The 3,154-nt window shown below is 38.9% G+C and carries 4 protein-coding genes; all 4 read left to right on the top strand.

Annotated features, from left to right (window positions below; genetic code table 11):
- A partial coding sequence (locus tag F6K13_RS25470; RefSeq protein WP_287288774.1) for a hypothetical protein occupies positions 1-296 on the top strand: 296 nt, incomplete at its 5' end.
- Positions 297-508: 212 nt separating this feature from the next.
- The gene (locus F6K13_RS25465; protein ID WP_124147531.1) at positions 509-823 is read left to right on the top strand and encodes a hypothetical protein; all 315 of its coding nucleotides are present in this window, start codon (positions 509-511) and stop codon (positions 821-823) included.
- A 502-nt stretch (positions 824-1,325) separates the two neighbouring features.
- Positions 1,326-1,640 (top strand): hypothetical protein, encoded by a 315-nt coding sequence (locus F6K13_RS25460; RefSeq protein WP_287244357.1) that lies wholly within the window; start codon positions 1,326-1,328, stop codon positions 1,638-1,640.
- Between the two features lie 328 nt (positions 1,641-1,968).
- On the top strand, positions 1,969-3,075 hold the full coding sequence (locus F6K13_RS25455) for a TRAP transporter substrate-binding protein (RefSeq protein WP_124146384.1): 1,107 nt from the start codon (positions 1,969-1,971) through the stop codon (positions 3,073-3,075).
- The last annotated feature ends 79 nt before the right edge of the window (positions 3,076-3,154 follow it).

The raw sequence follows: 3,154 nt of genomic DNA, 5'->3' as shown, positions 1-3,154 counted from the left end.
GTCTGGTCCGACACCACCGTAGATATGTTGGTGTCCGACCAGACGGTAGTAAGTGGTTCGGCGAAGGTTTTGAGAGCCAGAAAATTAAGGAAGGAACCTATATCATAAAATTCGAGTGTCCTTTTGATGGTATTCCAGCACCAGTTTGTACTATTACTGGAAATGAGTGGAAGACATTTAATATGTCAGTTGCCATAGTTGAAGTTAATCCAGAGTACTTCATCTGCATTACTTCATCACCTCACCAACCTATTGATTGTGCTTTTACATTTATTGCTTTTGGTGACGCTAAATAAGAGTTTTAACCCTTGCAAAAAATGTTAACAGCATATTAATTAACCTACCTATTCTATAGGTTGATAACTGTTGACTCAAATCCTAGAAAAGTCGGAAAATAGTGTATTCAATGGTTTAACCATTGCTGATATTGTCAGCAAGAAGGAATAAGCTGTTTAAATTTTCTATAGTTGATTTCAAACAGTACAGTAAAATCTAACAGGAGTCAGTAATGGCAATTTTTAAAGATTCAGCGGGAACAGCAACTCAGCACATCTATGGTGTTATTTCTCCAGACGGTAAGATAATTTCTGGTGAAGGCTTCAAATGCCACAAACTTCGCTATGGACTTTATCTAATAGAATTCGACCAGCCTTTTGTAGACACCCCAGCAGCAATTTGTACCATTTATGGAGGTGAATGGCAGACATTTAATCTGTCAGTCGCTGTCGTTGACGTTGCTCCATGGCACTTTGTATGCACTACTTCTTCACCTGACAGATCTGAAGATTGTGGTTTCACCTTTATTGCTTTTGGCAATATCTAAAACTTTGATATTCCCTCCTACCCTACCTATCAACGATACATAAATGGGTGCAAGCATTTTACCACTAGGGAATGAAAAATTTGAAAAATTATGGTGAGCTTTTTAAGATAACAGTAAATAATTGCTGTATTGAAAGCTCTATAACATTAAAATTTAGCCCCAGACTTTTTGTTTGAGGGCTTTTTAGGCTTGGGGGACATCTGTAACCGTTAATCCAATTTAGATCGAAGCTTTACCTGATAAAGTAAGGCAGAAGGATTAGAAAATAATTTAAGACAGTATCTTTATGGTAACCAGATTTGGTATTATATCAAACCCGGTTAAACAGCCATAGAATGGTTAAGTTAGGAGGAGTCAGGAGGAGAAAGAATTACAAAGATAAACGTAGTTATGGCGATTGAAGATTTTTTTTATGTCCAATTAAACGGATTTGATATTATACCGCAAAACAAATTAATATAAACTATTTTTTTAGTTACTGTAAATCTAGCAGGAGTCAATAATGACAATTATCAAAGATTCAGTGGGAAAAGAAATCCAACACATCTATGGTGCTGTTCATCCAGACGGTAACATTATGTTTGGTGAAGGGTTCCGTTCCCGCAGAATTTGGCAAGGAACCTATTTAATAGAGTTCGAGCGTCCTTTTGTTAAACAACCAGCGCCAGTTTGTACCATTCAAGGACCTGAGTGGAAGACATTTAATATGTCAGTTGCCATTGTTGAAGTTATGCCATATCACTTAGTTGTTGTGACTTCATCACCTGACAGACCTGATGATTGTGGCTTCACGTTGATCGCCTTTGGTGAAATTTAACGAACTCAGGAGTCAGAAGTCAGATAGGGGAGCCGTCGGATTGGCGACGTACAGAAGTTTTTTTGGTAACAGGGATTAGAGCAACCCTCTAAAAACATTTTGCTAATCAAGGCGGGGTTGCGCGACCCAATTATTTTGATAAATAAGATTTTTGAGATGGCAGTGAATATAGCGCTAGACTTTATAGTTTGAGGTATTTTTGCCTATTTTACTATATACTTGGGTAAGATTTCAGCTTCTGTTTCTACTCCCTTTGATCAAGATATCAAACCCTGAAACCTGATCTAATACTAAGTAGAAAAGCTTAAAACACAAATAATATAAAACAATGAAACGAAGAAAACTAATTAACCATATTGCAACTGCTGCAAGTGTCGCAACTTTAGCCGCTTGTAGTCAAACTACCACTGAAACTACCTCTACTGATAGCTTGCCCTCTGTAAAATGGAGAATGACCACGAGTTGGCCTCGTTCCTTAGAAACAGTTTTTGGTGGGGCACAAACAGTATGCGATCGCGTCGCAGCTATGACTAATGGCAGATTTACCATTACCCCCTATCAAGCTGGTGAAATAGTCGGAGGTTTAGAGGTTCTGGATGCTGTCCAACAAGGTACAGTACAATGTGGCCATACTGCTAGTTACTATTATGTTGGTAAAAATTCAGCTCTTGCTTTTGGCACTGCTGTCCCCTTTGGCTTAACTGCCCAACAACAGAATGCTTGGTATTATCATGGTGGAGGGTTAGAAATAATGCACAAGCTTTACTCCGACTTTAACATTATTAGTTTTCCTGCTGGTAATAGTGGGACGCAGATGGGAGGCTGGTTTAAACGAGAGATTAACACAGTTAACGATCTAAATGGTTTAAGTATGCGTATCCCTGGTTTTGGTGGGGAAGTAATGAAAAAATTAGGTGTAAATGCTCAAGTATTGCCTGGTGGTGAAATTTATCTAGCTTTGGAGCGAGGCGCTCTTGATGCTGCGGAATGGGTAGGTCCTTATGATGACCAGAAACTAGGTTTAAATAATGCTGCGAAATACTATTATTATCCTGGTTGGTGGGAACCTGGTCCGACTTTTGAGGTGCAAGTTAATCTGGATGAATGGAATAAGTTGCCAAAAGAATATCAGGAAACTTTTAAAAGTGCTGCATATCAAGCAAATATAAGTATGCTCGCCCAATATGATGCTTTAAACGGAGCAGCATTGGCAGAATTGATAGCAGGTGGCACTGAATTACGCCCTTACAGTCAAGAAATTTTACAAGCAGCACAGAAAGCAGCTTTTGAATTTTACGAAGAGAAAGCTAATCAGGATGCAACCTTTAAAGAAGTCTACGAACAGTGGAAAAAGTTCCGAGAACAGATTTATCAATGGAATGCTATTAATGAATTAAGTTTTGCTCAGTTTGCCTTCAATAACTCCCCAAGCTGAATCAGAAGAGAGGGGAGAGGGGGAAGAGAGGGAAGAGGGAGAGGTTGTCCGCTAACGCTGGTTTAGTTCTCGGTAAAAA

Source organism: Okeania sp. SIO2B9, assembly GCF_010672505.1.
Classification (GTDB): domain Bacteria; phylum Cyanobacteriota; class Cyanobacteriia; order Cyanobacteriales; family Microcoleaceae; genus Okeania; species Okeania hirsuta.
This window is presented reverse-complemented; position numbering and strand designations above follow the sequence as displayed.